17 protein-coding genes and 1 riboswitch are annotated in these 20,726 nt (G+C 41.4%); of the genes, 10 read left to right on the top strand and 7 right to left on the bottom strand.

Annotated features, from left to right (window positions below):
* Positions 1–24: 24 nt before the first annotated feature.
* Positions 25–1,608 carry a class I SAM-dependent methyltransferase gene (locus JL102_RS14090; RefSeq protein WP_202245056.1) on the bottom strand — a complete coding sequence of 528 codons (1,584 nt, stop codon included), beginning with the start codon at positions 1,606–1,608 and terminating at the stop codon, positions 25–27.
* Positions 1,609–1,841: 233 nt separating this feature from the next.
* On the opposite strand from JL102_RS14090, the gene JL102_RS14095 reads away from it, so the two are divergent.
* From JL102_RS14095 to cobC, 10 genes are all read left to right on the top strand, one after another.
* Positions 1,842–2,840, top strand: a complete 999-nt coding sequence (locus tag JL102_RS14095; RefSeq protein ID WP_202245057.1) for a LamG-like jellyroll fold domain-containing protein — start codon at positions 1,842–1,844, stop codon at positions 2,838–2,840.
* A 234-nt stretch (positions 2,841–3,074) separates the two neighbouring features.
* Positions 3,075–5,318: an N-6 DNA methylase gene (locus JL102_RS24225; protein WP_237390593.1), complete on the top strand. Its 2,244-nt coding sequence runs from the start codon at positions 3,075–3,077 to the stop codon at positions 5,316–5,318.
* A complete protein-coding gene (locus tag JL102_RS14110; RefSeq protein WP_202245058.1) occupies positions 5,308–6,744 on the top strand; it encodes a restriction endonuclease subunit S in 1,437 nt (478 codons plus the stop codon). The genes JL102_RS24225 and JL102_RS14110 overlap by 11 nt, the downstream gene beginning before the upstream one ends.
* Positions 6,737–9,925 (top strand): type I restriction endonuclease subunit R, encoded by a 3,189-nt coding sequence (locus tag JL102_RS14115; RefSeq protein WP_202245059.1) that lies wholly within the window; start codon positions 6,737–6,739, stop codon positions 9,923–9,925. The genes JL102_RS14110 and JL102_RS14115 overlap by 8 nt, the downstream gene beginning before the upstream one ends.
* 299 nt (positions 9,926–10,224) lie before the next feature.
* Positions 10,225–10,602, top strand: coding sequence for a GxxExxY protein (locus tag JL102_RS14120; protein WP_202245060.1), 378 nt, complete (start codon positions 10,225–10,227; stop codon positions 10,600–10,602).
* Positions 10,599–10,805: a hypothetical protein gene (locus tag JL102_RS14125; RefSeq protein WP_202245061.1), complete on the top strand. Its 207-nt coding sequence runs from the start codon at positions 10,599–10,601 to the stop codon at positions 10,803–10,805. The genes JL102_RS14120 and JL102_RS14125 overlap by 4 nt, the downstream gene beginning before the upstream one ends.
* Positions 10,806–10,969: 164 nt before the next feature.
* A riboswitch (cobalamin riboswitch) is annotated at positions 10,970–11,166 on the top strand.
* A 39-nt stretch (positions 11,167–11,205) separates the two neighbouring features.
* Positions 11,206–11,709, top strand: coding sequence for a bifunctional adenosylcobinamide kinase/adenosylcobinamide-phosphate guanylyltransferase (locus JL102_RS14130; RefSeq protein ID WP_202245062.1), 504 nt, complete (start codon positions 11,206–11,208; stop codon positions 11,707–11,709).
* Between the two features lie 32 nt (positions 11,710–11,741).
* Positions 11,742–12,797 carry a nicotinate-nucleotide--dimethylbenzimidazole phosphoribosyltransferase gene (cobT, locus tag JL102_RS14135; protein ID WP_317191642.1) on the top strand — a complete coding sequence of 352 codons (1,056 nt, stop codon included), beginning with the start codon at positions 11,742–11,744 and terminating at the stop codon, positions 12,795–12,797.
* Positions 12,794–13,582 (top strand): adenosylcobinamide-GDP ribazoletransferase, encoded by a 789-nt coding sequence (locus tag JL102_RS14140; RefSeq protein WP_202245063.1) that lies wholly within the window; start codon positions 12,794–12,796, stop codon positions 13,580–13,582. Before cobT ends, JL102_RS14140 begins: the two co-directional genes overlap by 4 nt.
* Positions 13,564–14,088, top strand: coding sequence for an alpha-ribazole phosphatase (gene cobC, locus JL102_RS14145; protein WP_202245064.1), 525 nt, complete (start codon positions 13,564–13,566; stop codon positions 14,086–14,088). The genes JL102_RS14140 and cobC overlap by 19 nt, the downstream gene beginning before the upstream one ends.
* A gap of 631 nt (positions 14,089–14,719) precedes the next feature.
* Here cobC and JL102_RS14150 read toward each other — a convergent pair.
* The 6 genes from JL102_RS14150 to JL102_RS14175 all read right to left on the bottom strand — a co-directional run bounded on the left by JL102_RS14150 (position 14,720) and on the right by JL102_RS14175 (position 20,706).
* The gene (locus JL102_RS14150; RefSeq protein WP_202245065.1) at positions 14,720–15,157 is read right to left on the bottom strand and encodes a hypothetical protein; all 438 of its coding nucleotides are present in this window, start codon (positions 15,155–15,157) and stop codon (positions 14,720–14,722) included.
* Between the two features lie 124 nt (positions 15,158–15,281).
* Positions 15,282–16,523: a cation:proton antiporter gene (locus tag JL102_RS14155; protein WP_202245066.1), complete on the bottom strand. Its 1,242-nt coding sequence runs from the start codon at positions 16,521–16,523 to the stop codon at positions 15,282–15,284.
* 130 nt (positions 16,524–16,653) lie between these two features.
* Complete coding sequence (locus tag JL102_RS14160; RefSeq protein ID WP_202245067.1) at positions 16,654–18,279, bottom strand: hypothetical protein; 1,626 nt, start codon at positions 18,277–18,279, stop codon at positions 16,654–16,656.
* Between the two features lie 219 nt (positions 18,280–18,498).
* Positions 18,499–19,665: a glycosyltransferase family protein gene (locus tag JL102_RS14165; RefSeq protein ID WP_202245068.1), complete on the bottom strand. Its 1,167-nt coding sequence runs from the start codon at positions 19,663–19,665 to the stop codon at positions 18,499–18,501.
* 184 nt (positions 19,666–19,849) lie between these two features.
* Positions 19,850–20,326, bottom strand: coding sequence for a hypothetical protein (locus JL102_RS14170; protein WP_202245069.1), 477 nt, complete (start codon positions 20,324–20,326; stop codon positions 19,850–19,852).
* Between the two features lie 152 nt (positions 20,327–20,478).
* On the bottom strand, positions 20,479–20,706 hold the full coding sequence (locus JL102_RS14175; protein WP_202245070.1) for a hypothetical protein: 228 nt from the start codon (positions 20,704–20,706) through the stop codon (positions 20,479–20,481).
* Positions 20,707–20,726 lie beyond the last annotated feature (20 nt).

A 20,726-nucleotide genomic window follows, 5' to 3' on the forward strand; every position in this document is an offset into this window, starting at 1 on the left:
ATTTTCTACACCACTTGAGACATACTACACCTTCCTCGCTATCAGCAAGGCATTAGTAGGAGGGTAAGGCAGTTCTTGCATATCAGGAGTAAATAGCTTTACCTTATCATCAAACCTGTTTTTGGTGATCCATGGGTTGTTGTAGGCATGAGAGTTTTTAGCCAGTTGGAAACCAGCCTTTTTGAGCTCAGCTTCCCAATCTGTAAAACTCCAGAAGCAAAAGCGCTCGTGCATTTCGCTATACCAGTTATCTGTGTAATCCTTAGTTAGCGTATACTCAGCAGCATCACGAAGCTTTAATACAATGTACTTTTGATTATCAATTTCTTTGATGTTGTAGTCAACAGTCTCTTTTTCTGCTTTTCTAAAATCCTGAGCGAAGCGCAGAAACCTACTATAAGTAGAAAGGCCTTTAAGATGAGCGGAAAGTGCCTTGCTATCCGCAAATTGCTGATCAAAGGCATCATTGGAGCCATCCTCCTCAGTAAGTAGCATGTAGACTTCTTGATCGCCATTTTCCGGACCGATAACATCTCTATTGATCCACACGCCGCCAGACACCAGTTCGTCATAGCGGTTTTGAATGAAGCTCAACAAATCATTACGACTACCATAAGATTCTATTTCATGGGTAAGAGATGAGGTGTGAATAGTATTCATTGCATTCTTTTCAAATACCAATGATGTTACGGCATTCTTCTGAGCAAAGAACACATTAGGGTTACTAAACTCCCCATTATGCTTGCGCTGATTACAGATATCAAACAGCTGCCGCGCTACCTCAATACCATAGAAATCAGATTCCCGAAGCTTAGAGTCATCACTGGCCTGCTTAATCCATGAGCCTACTGCACAGCCAATGTCTCCAATACGGCCAGGCAAAATATATGGACTGGTTTCCTTGAACTGAATTTCCGCGATTTCATCCATCTGCCGCACATAGGTATTGTAATCTCTGGAGGAAGTGATATCACCATCTTCACCAATAATGGGGTCTGAAAGAATGTTTTTCACCTTCTCAGCCAGGCCGTAGGTTTGCCATATTTGCTGGGTAGAAGCGTGGATTTTAAGCGTAATACTGTCATCATGCTGCCATTGTGGTGAAGCTGCTATTTGCTCTACCATATCCCAGGGCAGCTCCGTTTCAAACACCTGTTTTTGGGCATCTTTCAGCTCTGCCGGCAGCACCTTGTAGCCCAACTCCTGATACATATTAAGGACCGCAGTAGAGCAGATTACATAGGTGTTATTAGGATTGAGATCTAAGCTCAAATCACTCTGATGTCTGATTTGCTTCACCGTATACGCCGCAAAATTAGGCACATGCCCCACATCATCAATACCATATACATAGCAGGGCACCTTCAGCTCCTTACAAAACTCCTGAATCATCATGGCCCGCAAATAAAAAGGAATAGGGTTACGCTTAGTACCACTATGATTAGCCGAAGTAACGGCAAAAACGACTCCCTCAATAGTATGCCGCTGGTCTATAATCTCACCCTCAACATCCTGAGCCTGGTACAGGCCTCTCTCAATAAGATTCTGAAGATAACTAAACTGAAAACTCGTCATTAAATGATGACGCCCCGGAAATAATAAATACATAACTAATAATTAGACCACTAAGTAATTGAATTCCTCGGGATTTTGTGTGGTTGGGGAGGGTTTAATGTTTGATTATGGGCAATTGAGATGGGTAGGAGGGAAATGCCTAAGGTTGGGTATTGAAACAAATTAAGTTCTTTCGTATTATGATATGAATTAAACTTTAGATGACAAAAAATAGCCAATCAGCAGTTTATAAACTATAAGGATCATTATTTCAATAAATTCTCAAAATGTTTAGTGGCAATAAGTTAATTTCACCCAATCAGTTTCTCGCAATTATTATCTTTTTTCTTATTAGCGGTTGCAAAAAAAAAGACTCTCCTGTTCCATTACCTGTTACTGCCAGTTTTTTAGTAAGCGATTCCATTACAGTTACCAATGATACTATACAGTTTACAAACAACAGTAGAGGGGTACCACAGCTATTGAAGTGGATTTTCGAGGGAGGCTCACCATCTTCATCTAAAGAAGAAAACCCGAAAGTAACATACACTAAAACAGATAGGTATACAGTAAAATTGGTTGCCGCCAGAGGCGAGTTAAGTGATGTAATAATTAAAAAACGTTATATAAATGTTCTTCAACCGCTTAGTGGCATGATTGCCCATTACAAAATTGATAATAGCTTTCGAGATGAAACCGGAAATCATGGCTTATTAGTTAACGCAGACTGGTATTATCCTAAGCTCGTCGATAATCGGTTTGGCAATCGATACTCTGCCGTTGACTTTAGTAAAAAGTACACAAGTGTCTTTTTCGAAAAATGTGAAGAAATGAATAATCTTGAATCTCTATCTTTTTCCTGCTGGTTAAAGATTGATTCTCTCATTGATAAATATAGATTTAATAGGCACATAATAAGTTCACAAGTTTATAATGATGATAGACGTCTTTACGATAATGGCTTCGTAATAGGCCTTAGCAATACAGGGGTTTACATGTCAATAGGGCATCAGTTTAATTCATTTGGCACCACTTTTATCTTCAATGAATGGGTACACTTAGTCTGTACATACCGAAATGAGGGAGCTATAGCCTCTATATACATTAACGGTAATTTGGCTAATTCAAGAGAATTGAGTTACGGTAGTTTGGCTTTATATTCCACCAACCCAAGGGTTACCATAGGTTATTCCGATAGAAATTTTGATGGTATATTAGATGATTTAAGAATATTTAACCGTGCTATCAATCAGTATGAAGTGGATTCATTATATAATTCAAAATAGGAGCACCTCACAAAACTTGTGCAGCCGTCTGTAAGGCCTGAACCTATACTCAAACATTAATTATCCAATAGAGCCCCCTGAATCCCAATTCTTTACCACCAGCAGCTTTCATTTTCTTAACATTCCTCAAGGCTGTTTTTAAGGATTTACTTATATTCGATCCTGATTAATAATGTATAGTGCAATATTAAAAATGCATTTATTCATATACTTGAGGGAAAGGATAAACTATAAATGGCTAAGAAAACAAGTAGTAAGAAAGAACAATCCATTGAGGAGTCTCTATGGAATACCGCAAATAAGCTAAGAGGAAAGGTAGAGTCTTCAGAGTACAAGCACGTAGTACTGGGACTGATCTTCTTAAAATTCGCTTCTGATAAGTTTGAAGCTCGCAGAGAAGAACTCATCCAAGAGGGAAAGGAGAAATACCTGGACATGAAGGAGTTCTATAACATGAAGAACATCTTCTTTCTGCCTGAAGAAGCGCGCTGGTCATATATCATGCAACATGCTAAGCAGGAGGATATTTCTCTGAAGATAGACACAGCATTGCATACGGTCGAAAAGCACAATCCTTCACTGAAAGGAGCACTTCCTGATAACTACTTTTCCCGTTTGGGAATGGATGGAAGCAAACTCTCTGCCTTGCTGGATACCATCAATAACATTAATACCATTGCCGATGAAAAAGAAGATATCGTTGGTCGGGTGTATGAGTTCTTTCTTGGACGCTTTGCTGCCGTAGAGGGTAAAGGCGGTGGTGAATTCTATACCCCTAAGTGCGTGGTGAATCTCATTGCCGAAATGCTGGAACCCTTCAAGGGAAAGATCTATGATCCGTGCTGTGGATCTGGAGGTATGTTTGTGCAGTCCATCAAGTTTGTGGAGAGCCACAACGGAAACAAGAAAGACATCTCTGTATATGGACAAGAGTACACGGCTACCACTTATAAGCTAGCCAAAATGAACCTGGCCATTCGTGGCATATCTGCGAATCTGGGTGAAGTACCAGCGGATACGTTTTTCAAAGACCAGCACCCGGATCTTAAGGCGGACTACATTATGGCGAATCCTCCGTTTAACCAAAGTGAGTGGAGGGGCAAGAATGAACTGGTAGATGATCCGCGATGGAAAGGCTATGACGTGCCTCCTGTAGGCAATGCGAACTATGCCTGGATCATACACATGCTTTCTAAGCTTTCTGAAAATGGTACGGCAGGCTTTGTGCTGGCCAATGGCTCCATGAGCTCCAATACTAGTGGAGAAGGAGAGCTCAGACGCAGCATGATCGAAAATGACCTGGTGGACTGTATGATTGCCTTACCGGGACAGCTTTTCTATACTACACAGATACCAGTGTGCCTTTGGTTTATGACCAAAACCAAAAAAGAAGACAAGGAACACGGCTACCGTAACCGAGAAGGAGAAACGCTATTCATAGATGCCCGGGAAATGGGCACCATGATAGACCGGGTGCACAAAGAACTGACCGAAGAAGATCTAGCCAAAATAGCCCAGACTTATCACAGCTGGCGCAATGCTCCTCAAAAGCTCTCCTCCTCGGAAGAAATATCCGAAGGGAACAAGCCCAAAAAGCTCTCCTCCTTGGAAGGAGGAGTACCCGAAGGGGGAGGTGATTCTAAACAAACTCCCGAAGCGGAAAGTGGTTACCAAATCAATCACGCCGACCTACAACCACCTCTACTTGAAAACGAGGGGGAGATAAGAGGAAGTATGAACCTTCCATACCTCAAAACCTTCCGAAAAAATCTAAGGAATAATAGCACTGCTGCAGAGGCTACTCTTTGGACTATGCTAAGTAAAAAACAACTGGAGGGTCGTAAGTTCAGACGACAGCATAGTGTGGAAAATTATATTCTGGATTTTTATTGTCCCTCGGAGCGATTGGCTATTGAGCTAGATGGTGAAGTTCACAATGATGTGATTCAGGCTGAATATGACCATGAGCGAGACTTGTTTTTAAAGCATGTTGGGATCAAAGTGCTTCGTTTCGAGAACAAGGAAGTTTTTGATCATGCTGAGAATGTTTTGGAAGCGGTCAAAAAAGAATTTGGTTGGTATAAAACAACCACCCCGGCCTACGGCCACCCCTCCTTGGAAAGGAGGGGAAATAATACCGACGACTCTACAAAGCTTTCCTCCTTGGAAGGAGAAGGATCTGAAGGGAACAACACCCAAAAATACTCCTCCTTGAAAGGAGGAGTACCCGAAGGGGGAGGTGGTTACAAAGACATCCCCGGCTACTGCAAATCCGCCACCCTCAAAGAAATAGCAGCGAACGACTATGTGCTGACTCCCGGACGCTATGTGGGTATGGCGGATGTGGAAGATGACGGAGTGCCGTTCGAAGAAAAGATGGGAGCACTGACTCAGCAATTATATAAGCAAATGAACCAGTCTGGAGCACTGGATCAGGCGATTAAGGAGAATTTAAAGTTGTTGGGGTATGAGGAGTGATTGGAAGGAATTTACAGTTGATGAGCTGATAAAAGATGGAATCATAGAAAAACCTTTAGATGGAAATCATGGAGGTATACACCCTAAAAGTGGGGACTTCACTGAAAAAGGAGTTCCTTTTATTATGGCATCTGATTTAATAAATAGAAGAGTCGACTATTCCAATTGTAAGTTCATTAGTCAACTACAAGCAGAAACACTAAGAAAGGGATTTGCTAAATCTGGTGATGTTCTTCTAACTCATAAGGCTACAATCGGTAGAACTGCTATAATACAAGAAAGCGAGTACGAAACGACTATTTTAACACCGCAGGTCACTTACTACAGAGTAAAAGACGGGGATAGATTAGATAATCATTACCTTTTCTATTATTTCAATTCAAGAGGTTTTCAAGGAATATTTGATCAGTGGTCAGGAGGTGGTTCAACAAGGAAATACCTAGGAATAACTGGTCAGTTGAAACTTCCTATAATTCTCCCCCCACTCCCGGAACAAAAAGCCATTGCCCACATTCTAGGCACACTCGACGACAAAATAGAACTCAACCGCCAGATGAATGAGACCCTGGAGGAGATGGCTCAGGCATTGTTTAAGAGTTGGTTTGTGGACTTTGATCCGGTGATAGACAAAGCCCTGGCTGCAGGAAACGAGATCCCTGAACCACTACTGCAAAAAACCGAGAAGCGAAAGTCCGTTCCTGATGATCAGAAGGTCATCCATACCAATCCTGAGCTTGCCGCTCACTTCCCTGACAGCTTCACCTTCACCGAAGAGCTTGGCTGGATTCCTGAAGGGTGGGAGATAGGAACTATTGATGATTCAACTACACTCATAATTGATCACCGAGGTAAAACACCAAGCAAGCTTGGCAGTGATTGGGTTAATAACGGAATACCGGCAATATCAGCGAAAAATATTAAGAGTGGGAAATTGGTTAATACAGAGTCAATAAAATTTGTAGATGAGCCGCTTTACTCTAAATGGATGAGGGAAAAGCTCATTGCAGGTGATATCATTATGACTTCTGAAGCCCCAATGGGTGAAATGTATTATTTGCCTGAAAAGACGGATTATGTATTAAGTCAAAGACTCTATGCTCTTCGAGCAATTAATACTCTGACCTCAACATTTCTCTACAGTTGGTTAGAGTCTCCCGTGGCTAAACAAGATTTAGAAAGTAGATGTACAGGAACAACCGTTACTGGAATAAAGCAGTCAGAACTTAGAAAAGTAGTTGTACTTAAACCTATTTCACAACTAACTAACAAATATCATGACACTGTTTTTAAATTTAAATTGAAACAAGCTGCTAATACCAAAGAGTCAAACCAGCTTGAAAAAATAAGAAATATTCTTCTCCCCAAACTTATTTCAGGAGAACTAAGAGTGCCTGAAGCTGAGAAAATCATTGCTGATCATGTCTAGGTTTAATGAATCATCGCTAGAGACTACATTCATCGCTCTGCTGGAAGATCAGGGCATGGAGTTCCTTGCTGGAGCAGCCGTCAGGGCACAATCTGGCGTGCAGGAGCCGGAGGAAAAATATGGTCATGCCTTTAGTGCAGAGGTACTCATCCAGTCAGACCTTACGGATTTTCTACTAGCGCAATACAAAGACGAAGGGATCACTTTCGCAGAGGTCACACGCATCATTCAGGACCTGGAGCGTTTACCCGCCTCAGATCTCTATGATACCAACAAGGCCATCATGAAAAAGGTCTGTGATGGGTTTGTTTTCAAGCGAGATGATCACACCCAAAAGGACCTGTTCATTGAGCTGATCGATTACTCAGCAGCAGATAAGAATACCTATAAAGTCGTTAGTCAGCTCGCCATAGATGGCCTGGAGAAGCGCATACCCGATGTGATCGTTTACATCAATGGGTTGCCGCTGGTCGTGTTTGAGCTAAAGTCCACTTCCAGAGAAGAAGTGAATATTCATGAAGCCTACATTCAGCTCACTACAAGGTATAGGCGAGACATTCCTGAGCTGTTTAAATACAATGCTTTTTGTGTGATCAGTGATGGCATCAATACCAAGTCAGGATCCTTCTTTGCACCTTATGAGTTTTTCTATTCCTGGAGGAAAATCACTGGGGATGAATCGATAGAGAAGGATGGTATAGATGGTACCTATACTCTCATTCAGGGAATGTTTGATCGCAAGCGGTTGCGAGACATTATCCGAAACTTCATTTTTATCCCCGATAGCAGCAAGAAAGAAGCGAAGATTCTTTGTCGGTATCCGCAGTACTATGCATCCAGAAAACTCTACGAAAACATCAAGGCACACATGAAGCCAGTTGGCGATGGTAAAGGAGGTACTTATTTCGGGGCTACAGGTTGCGGCAAGAGTTTTACCATGCTGTTTCTCACGCGCTTGCTGATGCGGAGCACTTTCTTTTCCAGTCCTACCATTGTGGTCATCACCGACCGTACCGATCTGGATGATCAGTTATCAGAGCAGTTCGAAGGAGCCAAGGGCTATATTGGCGATCAGCTGGTCAAAAGTGTAGGCAGTAGACAGGAACTCAGGGAACTGCTGAGAGGCAGAAACTCAGGGGGCGTATTTCTTACCACCATTCACAAGTTTACCGAAGATACAGAGCTGCTCACAGAGCGCACCAACGTCATTTGCATTTCCGATGAAGCGCACAGAAGCCAGGTCAATCTGGATCAGAAAATTCGGGTAGCAGATGGTCAGGTCAAGCGCAGTTATGGTTTTGCCAAATACCTGCATGACAGCTTGCCTAATGCCACCTATGTTGGCTTTACAGGAACTCCGGTAGATGCTACACTGGATGTATTTGGTGCAGTGGTAGACTCCTACACCATGAAAGAGTCAGTGACGGATGAAATCACTGTGAGGATCGTCTATGAGGGCCGTGCCGCCAAGGTGCTGTTGGACCATGATAAGCTACAGGAGATCGAGCGCTATTACAAAGAAGCCGAGGAGGCTGGAGCTAGTGAATATCAGGTAGAGGAAAGCAAGAAGGCGACCACTCGGATGAATACGATTATTGGAGATCGAGATAGATTGCGAGCCATAGCCGAAGATTTCATTCGCCACTACGAAGAGCGTGTTAGTGAAGGCGCATCGGTGAAGGGTAAGGCCATGTTTGTATGCTCAGCCCGTGAGATTGCTTATGACCTGTATCAGGAAATCCTGGAAATCCGACCAGAATGGGGTGAGATCAAAGCTTGTGAGGAAGGCGCAGAACTCACTGATAAAGAAAAGAAAGAACTCAAGCCCATGGCCAAGATCAATATGGTGATGACCAGAGGGCAGGATGATACCAAGGCGCTCTATGATCTACTGGGCAACAAGGAATATCGAAAGGAACTGGACAGACAGTTTAAAGAGCCAAAATCCAACTTTAAAATTGCCATGGTAGTGGATATGTGGCTGACCGGATTTGATGTGCCTTTCCTGGATACCATTTACATCGATAAACCCATTCAAAAGCATACCTTAATCCAAACCATTTCCAGGGTAAACCGAAAGTTTGAAGGTAAGGACAAAGGCTTGGTAGTGGACTACATCGGCATCAAAAGACAGATGAACCAAGCCCTTGCAATGTACTCTAAGGAAGAGGAGCGAAGCATAGAGGAAGTGGGTCAATCCATAGTTGTGGTGAAAGACATGTTGGATGTATTGTCCAAATACTTCCATAAGTTCGATACTTCAGACTTTTTCACTGGAGCACCGAAACAACAATACGATTGCCTCAATAGAGCCTCTGAGTTTGTGATGGTCACCCAGCAGCAGGAGCGCCGATTTGTAGACCTGGTGAAGCGCCTCAAAGCTTCTTATGATATCTGCTGTGGCAGTGAAGAGTTTACAGAGGATCATCGTGATCATGTACACTTTTACCTTGCGGTCAAATCCATCGTTTTCAAGCTCACCAAAGGAGATGCACCAGATACCGCCCAGATGAATGCCCGTGTAAGGGAAATGATACAAGAAGCCATCCGTAGCGATGGTGTGGAAGAGATCTTCAAACTCGGAGATGACAAGCAAACACAAATCGATCTGTTTGACCCTGACTATCTGGATAAGATTGATCGCATCAAGTTACCGAACACAAAAATCAAACTACTCCAGCAGCTGCTGAAGCAAGCCATTGGTGAGCTGAAGAAAACCAACAAGACCCGAGGAGTGGACTTCTCTCATAAGTTTGAGCAGCTAGTCAATCAATATAACGAGCGTAAGGAACAAGATACGTTTGAAGGTCGCGTTTACGATGAAATGGCTGAAAGTCTCACAGATATGATTCTAGCCATTAAGCAGGCCTACTCAGAAGGCGAAGAGCTAGGCATCACCTTTGAGGAAAAGGCTTTCTATGACATCTTAAATAACCTCGCTCATAAGTATGATTTCTCCTATCCAGAAGATAAACTCATCACCCTAGCAAAAGCGGTAAAGAACGTAGTAGATGACAAAGCCAAATACACCGATTGGAGCAAGCGAGACGATATCAAGGCCGAGCTTAAGGTGGATCTAATCCTACTACTCGGAGAGCATGATTACCCTCCAGTAGATCGTGATGAAGTCTACCAGGAAATCTTCGAGCAAGCTGAGAATTTTAAAAAGTATAGGGGGTGAGAAGATCGGAATCAGGATTAGAGGATGTAAAAGTGTCTTAACCATGATTGAAAGGATTAAAGGATTACTTGATTAGGTATTTGCAGCATGGAACATGTCTTAACCATGATTTTCATGATTTAAGGATGACTTGATTAAGTTTATAAAGTATGAAAAACTGTCAGAATCACGGATTAAAAAGATGACGCTGAAGACACGGATTTAAAAGTATGAAGTGCTTAATCTGTACAATCCTCTAATCCGGACAAATCCGTGGTTCTGACAAAGAGGATGATTAGATTATTGAAAACGGATTTTAAATGGCTGAACTGAAATATAAAGACATAACAGAGAAGATAATTGGTGCCGCTTTTGATGTGCATGGATTCTTGGGTAATGGATTTCAGGAAGTGATTTACCAACGTGCCTTGGCATGGGAAATGACTCAGCGTAAGCTTGAATTTGAACGTGAGATCGAACAAGACATATTTTATAAGGACCTGCCTGATCCTGTTGGTACGAGAAGAGCAGACTTTGTGGTAGAAGGAAAAGTTTTGGTAGAGCTCAAAGCTATTATAGAGCTCCAAGACGTACACCTGGCCCAAGCCTTGAATTATCTCAAAGCTTACAAACTTGAGGTAGGCCTGCTGATCAACTTTGGTAGTAAGAGTTTAACCTTTAAACGCCTTGTTTTATGAAACACTCCTTAATCCGTGTAATCTGTAAATCCTTGAGAATCAGTGATTCTGACAATGAAGGAGGCTTACAATTTAAGAAGGTATTTAATCCGAAGTACAACTCAAATCCTGAAAATCATTATTCAGACAACTTCGGCTCAAAATCCCTACAGTTTAAAAGAGTACACAATAACAAAAAAATCAAGCAATCAGGTAAATCATGAGAAATCAAGGTTTAGATAACTTCGGTAGTAAAAGCTTACAATTTAAGCAGATATTTAATCCGAAGTATAATTCAAATTCTGGCATCCTAAAATCCAGTAAATCATGATTCCGACAACAGAAGAATTAATTAATTTTTTTAAAGACAATATTTGATCATAATCCATAGCTTTGAGATGCTATTGGTTTCATTCACCTCTCAGGCTGCAATGAATTAAAATGGGAATCCGGTGAAAGTCCGGAGCTATCCCCGTAGCTGTAAGTTTCTGAAAGATGTTTTACCTCTTGCCACTATTCTATAGAATGGGAAGGCCAAAAACATTGGAAGCGAGCCAGAAGACCTGCCAATGACAATGTATGTTAACGGCTTTCGGAGGAAGAGTCAGGAATAACTAATAAACCATGATCTATTACATTTCAGGAGGGGAAAGGTCCGGAAAGAGCGGCTATGCGCAAAAGCTGGCGCTGAGCCTATCGGATAGCCCCATCTACTTGGCGACTGCTCGCCAGTGGGACGGTGACTTTAAGAAAAGAGTAGACCGCCATGTCGCCGATAGAGATGACCGCTGGACTACCATAGAAGAAGAAAAGCACCTCAGCAAACTGGATATCTCCGGCAAGGTAGTGGTGCTAGACTGTATTACACTGTGGCTCACCAACTGGTATGTAGATACTAAAAATAATGTTGATGAATGCCTGGAAAAGTGTAAACAGGAGCTTTCAACTCTGTTTAAGCAGAATTCAACCCTCATTATTATCTCCAATGAAATAGGAATGGGGCTGCATGCGCAAACCGATGTAGGCCGAAAGTTCACAGAGCTACAAGGGTGGATGAATCAGTTTATTGCCCACCAAGCTGACAAAGCCTTTTTTATGGTTTCCGGTCTTCCTTTAATATTAAAGTAAACTCAAAAACGATATTGAAACCTCAACCCTAAATGATGCCTCAATTCACAATCACACCTGTTTCTGATCATCTAGATATTGATATTCGCAATAAAATAGACCTTAAGACTAAGCCCATTGGTGCACTAGGGCTTTTGGAAGATACCGCTTTTACCATAGCGCGTATTCAGCAAACGCTAACGCCATCATTAAATGCGCCCACCATTGCCGTATTTGCCGGTGATCATGGTATTGCTAAAACAGGTTTGGTTAATCCCTACCCACAAGAGGTGACCTACCAAATGGTTATGAATTTTGTAAAAGGAGGTGCGGCTATCAATGTGCTATCCAAGCAAAATAACATTGATATAAAGATTATTGATGCCGGTGTAAACTATGATTTTGGCACCGTTGATAAACTTATAGATGCTAAAATAGCTTATGGGACCGCTAACTACCTAGAAGGTCCAGCTATGACTCAGGCTCAATGTGAGCAAGCCATAGCCAAAGGGGCTGAGATTATTCAAAGTATCTTTAATAAGGGCAGCAACGTGGTAGGGTTTGGAGAAATGGGTATTGGTAACACTTCAGCGGCATCCCTGTTGATGAGCGTTATTTGCGATATACCTATAGCAGACTGCGTAGGAAAAGGCACAGGTGCTAATCAGGAGCAACTAGCAGGAAAGATAAAAACCCTTCAACAAGTGTTAGAAAAGCATCAAGACCTAGATAAGGCGAATCCCATAGCAATACTTTCTACCTTCGGTGGATTTGAAATAGCCCAGATATGCGGAGGAATGCTCAAAGCGGCTGAATTAGGCATGATTATACTGGTAGATGGCTTTATTTGTACTGCTGCTTTGCTGGTGGCACAAATGATAGAAAAGGCCATTTTAGATTATTGTGTATTTACCCATCAATCTGAAGAGCATGGCCATCAGTTGATGCTTAAGACTATTAACGCCAAACCACTGCTTCAGTTAGGCATGCGACTAGGCGAGGGGACAGGCTGTGCGGTGGCTTATCCTATTGTGCAGTCAGCCTGTACTTTTCTGAATGAAATGGCCAGTTTTGAAGGAGCAGGAGTAAGCCAGCAATCCGCGATATGAAAGAACAAATCAGAGTATTTTTCACGGCTTTGATGTTTTATACGCGCATCCCATGCCCTAAATCGGTAGATCATAGCCCCGAATATATTAACAAATCCATTCGCTACTTTCCTTTGATCGGTTGGATAGTTGGGGGCATTGCTGCAGTAGCTTTTTTAATAGGAGCATGGACTGTTAACCCTACGGTGGGCATTGTGCTAAGCATTATCGCTTCGGTGTTGACCACAGGAGCTTTTCATGAAGACGGTTTTGCTGATGTGTGTGACGGCTTTGGCGGTGGCTGGACTAAAGAAAAGATCTTGGTCATAATGAAAGATAGCCGAATGGGAGCTTACGGTGTCATTGGCATGATCCTTATCCTGTTACTAAAGACTAGTCTATTAGTGGAAGTAAGCACTTTAACAGACCTATGGACTACACTCATCACCATGGTGAGTGCGCACACTATGAGTCGTTTAATGGCCGCTACCTTTGTATTTACACACCCTTATGTGAGAGATACTGATGACAGCAAGGCCAAACCCATTGCTCAGCAAGCCAACAACACCAACCTGATCATAGCGACATTTTTTGGAGTTATACCTTTCATAGGCTTAACATTCATCACTTACAATGTCTTTCTTTTGGCTATTATCCCGCTTTTATATGTTGTAAAAATGTGGTTGGCAAGGTACTTCACCAAATGGATAGGTGGCTATACCGGCGACTGCCTAGGCGCAATGCAACAAGTAACAGAGGTGGCCTTTTATCTATTTTTTATCCTTATATGGAAGTTTACTTTATAAGACATACCACTCCGGAGGTGGCTAAATGCATCTGCTATGGCCAGAGCGACCTTGACGTTACCGAGTCATTTGAAGCTGAATGCAACCAGCTCAAACAACAGTTGCCTGAGAAGTTTGATGCAGTGTATAGTAGCCCTCTCAAACGGTGTACTATTTTAGCGCAGCAACTGACCAGCCAAGTCATAACCGATGACCGACTTAAAGAAATGAACTTTGGTGATTGGGAAATGAAAAAGTGGGATGAAATTCCTAAAGAACCATTAGACCATTGGATGGAGCACTTTGTGACAGCCAAAACCCCTAATGGAGAATCAATGGAAGGCCTTGATGTCCGTGTAATAGAATGGTGGGGGTCTATTAAAAAGGATCGGCTAAAGATAGCAGTTGTGACCCATGCAGGAGTAATAAGAATTATGCATGCGCATCTCAATAACATTCCCTTAAACAAAGCCTTTGAAAATTTCAAGATAGGATATGGTGAGATTTGGAGATATGATGCGGAATAATTGCGGTCCAGCCATAGCACCCGAGTCACTCTGAGACCTGGAAGAATCGACACGAGTCACTCTGAGGTTCTCGAAGAGTAGACGGTAAAGTACTGACACAAAATAATTTAAGAGGCAAACCACGTGCTCCTAAGTCTGTAGAAAGTCTATCCTTCGAGTGCCTCAGGATGACTTTGGGAATGTATTATTCAATTTCCTTACATTATCTTCATGATTATTAGAATGAACGTAGGTATAACAGAGCCATTGAAGGCTTATACCCCATAATGTAATCGCGATTAAGCCAGCGTTCCGAGTCACTCTGAGGCTCTCGAAGAGTAGACGGTAAAGTACTGACACAAAATAATTTAAGAGGCAAACCACGTGCTCCTAAGTCTGTAGAAAGTCTATCCTTCGAGTGCCTCAGGATGACTTTGGGAATGTATTATTCAATTTCCTTACATTATCTTCATGATTATTAGAATGAACGTAGGTATAACAGAGCCATTGAAGGCTTATACCCCATAATGTAATCGCGATTAAGCCAGCGTTCCGAGTCACTCTGAGGCTCTCGAAGAGTAGACGATGAATTATTAACATAATGAATTTCAAATATTTAAACCTCAAAATTTCAAAAAAGGTTGAGGCCTAATCAACTTCCTTTAGGGTACAATTTCAAATGCTCTTTATGCAGCTTTTGAGGGTCTAATCCATCAAAATCGATATCAACTTTAACGGCAGCGGGAAGGTTCACTTTTTCTAGCACATCAGGAAGTTTAGCTTCTACTTGCCATCCTTTTCCCGAAAGGGTAATATAGACACCGCGCTCGTGGTCATAATAAACGTCATAGTCTTTAAAATAAACATAGCGCGTTTTGGCTCTATATCCATGAGCAGGCGCCCAAGGAGGTGGTCCTTGTTGCTTATGCTTGCTCTTGTATTCCGATTTATACTCTTTTACGTATTCCTTATCTTTATTCTTGTTTTTATTTTTCCCTTTCCCTCTACCTTGTGCTAGCACATCACCGCTAGACAAGAAGAAAAGAACCAACAACACCCCAGACGCTAAATAAACAAGTGATCTTTTCATTTAATTGATTATGAATTAGTTAAACATCAAACATAATAAAGAAAACTGATCGTTTCCTTTTCCTATATACGTTGATTGATACTAAAGTCACTCTCGGTGTCCTTCAAGGTCATTCTTATATTTGTTAAACACCCTTCACCCATTTAAGCACTTTCTCCACCGTTAAACCTTGCACAATGATGCTGAATACTACTATAATGTAGGTTATGGCTACAATAAGTTCACGGTTCATTTCGTCTGTGAGGGAAAGGGCCAAAGCTATGGATATTCCACCCCTTAGGCCACCCCAGGTCATAATTAGGCCAGTTTTTGGCACAAAATCCATTTTATTTTTAAAGATTTGGATGGGGCCGGAAAGTGCGATGTACCTACAAATAAGTGCCACCGGAATTAAAATTAGTCCTGCTAAAATATAATTGCCTTCGAAGCTTAAAATTAATACTTCCAATCCGATCAAAACAAAGAGAACAGCATTGAGAAGAACGTCTAACAGTTCCCAGAATTTATCTACATAACGTTCCGTTCTTTCACTCATTGACGACTGTCTTCTGGTATCATTACCTATAAATAGCCCGGCGATTACCATAGCCAAAGGCCCAGAAAAATGGAGGCTACTGGCTAATAAATAACCACCCATCACCATTGCTAAGGTGATCATTACTTCGGTCTCATAGTTATCTATTGATTTCATCATCCAGTAGGTCACATAACCCAAACCCAGGCCTAACAGTATGCCGCCACCAACTTCTTCTACAAATAATAATGTAATATGACTTACAGAAATATCGGCATCAGGACTTGCCGCCAATTGAAAGAGTGTCAGGAAGATAACTACACCAACTCCATCATTAAAAAGGCTTTCGCCTACGATTTTGGTTTCCAACCTTTTAGGCGCTCCGGCTTGTTTCAAAATACCCAAAACCGCTATAGGATCAGTAGGGGAGATTAACGCTCCAAATAATAAGGCTTGCAAATAACTGATGGGCAAACTCATCGCGTTGAGCAAATAATAGGCGATAGTACCAATAAGAAAAGTGGATACCAGCACGCCAAAGGTAGCAAACATGAGGATAGGCCCTCGTTGCGCTTTAATGTCGGGCAGTTTGGTATGTAAAGCTCCCGCAAAAAGCAGGAAGCTCAACATTACATCCAGTAGCACTTCTTTAAAATCTATAGATCCTATGATATTCACCGCATTGTTAAACAAAACATCCGTAAAGAGTACTGAAATGGATATACCTAAGGTGAAAATCATGGCCATGATCATGAGACCAATGGTAGTGGGTAATTTAAAAAACCGCACATTGATGTAACTAAAAAGTGCAGAGATTACTATTAATAACGTGATAATTTGGAATATACTCATTTCAAGATTTTAAAAATGCAAAGCAAGAATTGGATTTGGAGATATCTCATTTACAACACAGTTTGGCTGATGACATCAGATGACTATATCATCAACCGGTTCAATATCTATCTCCGACAATAACTCTTTTCTAGTCCCAAATATAATAATTTATCAAGGCTCCATTGGCATCAAAATATTCTACGTCAGGATCTTCCGTTTCTTTCACCTTAATCCCTTTATTCACGCTAAAATCACTCCCAGCATCAGTATCCTTAACTATGAGTTTACCCTTATAATCATCCCATTCGTTAATGAATGCGTCTTCTCCGGCACCACCATATACGGTTATCTTAATGGGCGTTCTATACTTACCAGTAAAATGAAAGCTATCATTACCCGCTAATCCTGCCAGCTTAAGTTTTTTGGTTTCCTGGTGCTTAAAAGTTTTATCATAAAGCAAATGTCGTAATTCTCCATCCTTTTTAGTCTTGTAAATTTGCACCTTAACATCTCCATTATTGAGAACTTCTAGCTCAAAACGCTCATGCTTATCGGTGCCATACACTACGGGTTCTTTCATGAGATAAAGGTAATAATCCATGATTTTATCTGGTAATTGATCTCTTCTGTTCTTTAGTTTTTTGGCTATGTTAGCAGCACTTAATTCATAGATTTCTTCAGGCATGGCATGCATGGCAGAGTCAATTACTTCATCCGTTAATTGATCCTTTATGGTGTTCGACATGGCTACCCAGTCCTCTGAGTCTAAACCAGAAAGCAAAAGCATATCCAGCTTTTTACCACTGCGGTTGAGCTTTTTTAAATTCGGCAGATCTTCATGAAACGATCGGAAGTGAGGTTTAAACAGAAACCTGATAATGTTAGGAAAGAAGCCATCCATATAATAGTAGGCATGATCACGATCTCGGGGAATGGCCTTATATAACTCACCTTTGTCTTTTTCATAAGAAGCCCACCGCCAGTTGCTCTCATGGCGGCTCCAATCGCCAATGAGCATGTCAAACAAGCGTGATTTTAGAAAATTCTTCGTATCAACTTCCGAATCATTATCCTTGAACAAGTCATCCAGCATATTTTGACTGCCAATGACATTTTTAGAATTCCCCAGGTAATCAAATTCGGATTGATCCTCATCTGGTCTATGTTCAAGCATAGCGACCATACCGGGAAAATTATTGGAATATTGATTCAGCTCAGGATCTGGTTTAATGAGCACTACCTTTGGGTTGGTATGATAAATTCCTAAGGCATCTGACATAATGGGCAAAGTGAGAGGAGCGTAAGGATGCCCGGAAGAGACCTGGTCTTTCAGTGCTTCCCCCACAAAAGAATGCGCCAGAAAGGGCGACAGTACCTTGGTAGGCATTTTATCTATAGACCTCAGCACAAATTGATTACCCGCACTATCATAAACCTGTAAGTTAAATGACTGTCGTCCACCACTTAACTTACGGAAAGTGTAGCCCTGATTAAAAACATCTATAGTTTGCATCTTCACAGGCTGCGCCCACAACTCGCGGTACTTACCACCAAAAAACACTTCATGAACCTTGCTCTTTCTATATTCAGGCCTAATCGCCACCACAACTTCATCAGCATTTTCTACGTTTTGACCTTGGAGTTGATCCCGCTGATTGATCTTATCAACCCATTGATTACTACAGCCATAGAGTAGGGGAAGAGCCAGGAAAAGTAGAGTATATTTAATCTTGGAAATGCTGTTATTGTTAAATTGTCTTTGGTTTAGGTTCATAGAAAAAAACTACTTAATATTCTAGTATCACTATAAGAGTAACATGGGAGAAGGGGGATGGTTATTAAGTTTATAAGTGCAGATAGCTTCTACCTTTAGTTAAGTCGGCCAAGCCATTATGTGAGTGACGTGTTTAGGGTATTTATCAATTATATGCTTTTGGATCTAATTTCAGATCTAATTCGTATTTATTAGGCTTGATTAACAGTATCGGCGTTATCAGCTAAATGGGTGTTTTTTTAGTTTTTTAGATGCTTTCTTTATGGCAAGATCAGCGATATCATAGGCGCCATTCATTTTAAGATCCTGCAGGGTTGATCTCATAGCATCAAAATCATAAACACCATTATTGATCCTTTGGGCAATCAATTTACCTTGCTCGTATTCGCTAAGTTGCATCTCCTTTTTAGATAATGCCCATTGGGTGAACCCCTTCGCATTGGACCAGTTGGCATTATCAATTTCCTGAAGGCCAATAGGATAGAGGAGAAGGTAGGCGGTACCCGCACTAGTTACATCTCCGGGTTTGGCAATGCATGCTTTAGCATATTGCCTTACTTCTTCGAAGGCTTCAAGGGCAGTACGCTTGTCTTCATGGTAGATGATGGTGTATTTGTCTGTATAGTAAAACGGTTCGGAGATTTCTGTGATTGTTGTCTGGGCAAGTAGCTTCTCGTAAAATTCCTGATTGCTATGCGCAAAGACTACGATATTATCATGCTCAATATGTTCTAATATGGCCAAAAGCAAGGTTTGTTGTGCTCCAGCTCCACCTAATTTTAAAAATAAAGTGCCGTCATCTTGTTTGTATGACGCGCTTTTGGGGTGAGTAATGGTGCCAGTATTGAAAATGTTTGATTTTTTGGGTTTGATGCTCAACGCTGCCTCCTTACCCTTGGCTATCCTCTTTTTAAGCTTTTTTGACGATACCACATAGGTGATGGGTCGCTTACTTTCTTCAAAATAAAGGTCGTGCGCATAGATATCAGGCAGTAATCTTATGATAGGTACATCTTTAGCAATCTTTGCCACTTTGTCTATAGTGGGGTAAGTAGAAATGATACAATGATATTCAAGGGCTGGTCCTTTAGCATTCAGTTTTAATATGACGTACTCAAACCACCCAGCCAGGTATGAGTTCTTACCGCTTGATATAAATTCGTTGATCTTCTGCAGTACCCTTGATTTTGAAGCCATATTGTAAACACCCTCAAAGAACTTCATCGCCTTTTCTGCACCTGAGCTTAGCGCCTGTGATTCATCCACTATCTCAGCCTCAACACCTCTTTCCTTAAGCGCAGCCTGGATGGCTATGGCCTTCATCCAATGGCCATTTCCCATGGAGCAAGTAGTTATCCCGATCTTCAATTTTTCTATCTCTCTCATCTATAATTTCAACAAGCCGGATTCCATTACCCGGTTAGCGCGGCAATAGTAATGAAATAGAATTAAGATTGGGTTGTGAGGAGGTTAAGTTAGTGTGAAGAAATGGTTTTTCTTGGCTTTTAAACCGAATGAAAAAATGGGCATCTGTTTCAACTATAATCAGTGCTGTTACTGCAGACAGCAATTACTTATACCTCATTTGAGTGGCCACTCTTAGCAATGATTCTTTTTTTAAGATATATCTTTCAAAATCTTCTGGCATTGTTAAATGTTCATATTCCTCGTCATAAAAATGCAGCTCCAGGCTAAAGATAATAGTCTTAAGCTTGAGTATTTTAAATGAAAGTGATGCCTCTAATTCCATAGGAGCAATGATAATTTCAGCCTCTCCATTCAGATATCGCATCCAGCTACTTGTATAGTTCAAGTGATCTATTTCGCTAACATTATATAGCTTAAAGCCCGTAATAAAATCGGTTAAACTATCATACTCAGTGGCTATACTAACCTCATATGGCCCCTGATCATAACTTTGGTGCATTAAAAAAGTCCAAATACCAGTTTCTTCTGACCATCCGATCTGCATACCAGACAAGTTGGTAAAACGATTATTTTTATCATTGAGGAATTCTCTTAACTCCAGCTCAGAGATGTAGTTCATACCGGATATAACATTGATTTCAATACAAAATTAAGTATCCTACATGACTATTTAATATAATTTGATAGATGCTCTTTGAGCAATGCCAAAAGTATTTTCCCACTCGGCACAAGGACATTGCAAACACCAATTAAAAATAGACGACCCGTGAGCTATCTCAAACCAGCCAGGTAGGAGTTCTTACCGCTAGATATAAATTTGTTGATCTTCTGCAGTACCCTTGATTTTGAAGCCATATTGTACATACCCTCAAAGAACTTCATCGCCTTTTCGGCACCTGGGCTTAGCGCCTGTGATTCATCCACTATCTCAGCATCCACGCCTCTTTCCTTAAGCGCGGCCTGTATGGCTATGGCCTTCATCCAATGGCCATTTCCCATGGAGCAAGTCGTTATCCCGA

This window comes from Fulvivirga sediminis, from assembly GCF_016757215.1.
In the GTDB taxonomy this organism is placed as follows: Bacteria; Bacteroidota; Bacteroidia; order Cytophagales; family Cyclobacteriaceae; genus Fulvivirga; species Fulvivirga sediminis.

Bases quoted from the DNA above. Each gene is read 5' to 3' on its own strand.
- JL102_RS14090 (WP_202245056.1), bottom strand. From the start codon at position 1,608: ATGTATTTATTATTTCCGGGGCGTCATCATTTAATGACGAGTTTTCAG.
- JL102_RS14095 (WP_202245057.1), top strand. From the start codon at position 1,842: ATGTTTAGTGGCAATAAGTTAATTTCACCCAATCAGTTTCTCGCAATT.
- JL102_RS24225 (WP_237390593.1), top strand. From the start codon at position 3,075: ATGGCTAAGAAAACAAGTAGTAAGAAAGAACAATCCATTGAGGAGTCT.
- JL102_RS14110 (WP_202245058.1), top strand. From the start codon at position 5,308: ATGAGGAGTGATTGGAAGGAATTTACAGTTGATGAGCTGATAAAAGAT.
- JL102_RS14115 (WP_202245059.1), top strand. From the start codon at position 6,737: ATGTCTAGGTTTAATGAATCATCGCTAGAGACTACATTCATCGCTCTG.
- JL102_RS14120 (WP_202245060.1), top strand. From the start codon at position 10,225: ATGGCTGAACTGAAATATAAAGACATAACAGAGAAGATAATTGGTGCC.
- JL102_RS14125 (WP_202245061.1), top strand. From the start codon at position 10,599: ATGAAACACTCCTTAATCCGTGTAATCTGTAAATCCTTGAGAATCAGT.
- JL102_RS14130 (WP_202245062.1), top strand. From the start codon at position 11,206: ATGATCTATTACATTTCAGGAGGGGAAAGGTCCGGAAAGAGCGGCTAT.
- cobT (WP_317191642.1), top strand. From the start codon at position 11,742: ATGATGCCTCAATTCACAATCACACCTGTTTCTGATCATCTAGATATT.
- JL102_RS14140 (WP_202245063.1), top strand. From the start codon at position 12,794: ATGAAAGAACAAATCAGAGTATTTTTCACGGCTTTGATGTTTTATACG.
- cobC (WP_202245064.1), top strand. From the start codon at position 13,564: ATGGAAGTTTACTTTATAAGACATACCACTCCGGAGGTGGCTAAATGC.
- JL102_RS14150 (WP_202245065.1), bottom strand. From the start codon at position 15,157: ATGAAAAGATCACTTGTTTATTTAGCGTCTGGGGTGTTGTTGGTTCTT.
- JL102_RS14155 (WP_202245066.1), bottom strand. From the start codon at position 16,523: ATGAGTATATTCCAAATTATCACGTTATTAATAGTAATCTCTGCACTT.
- JL102_RS14160 (WP_202245067.1), bottom strand. From the start codon at position 18,279: ATGAACCTAAACCAAAGACAATTTAACAATAACAGCATTTCCAAGATT.
- JL102_RS14165 (WP_202245068.1), bottom strand. From the start codon at position 19,665: ATGAGAGAGATAGAAAAATTGAAGATCGGGATAACTACTTGCTCCATG.
- JL102_RS14170 (WP_202245069.1), bottom strand. From the start codon at position 20,326: ATGAACTACATCTCTGAGCTGGAGTTAAGAGAATTCCTCAATGATAAA.
- JL102_RS14175 (WP_202245070.1), bottom strand. From the start codon at position 20,706: ATGGGAAATGGCCATTGGATGAAGGCCATAGCCATACAGGCCGCGCTT.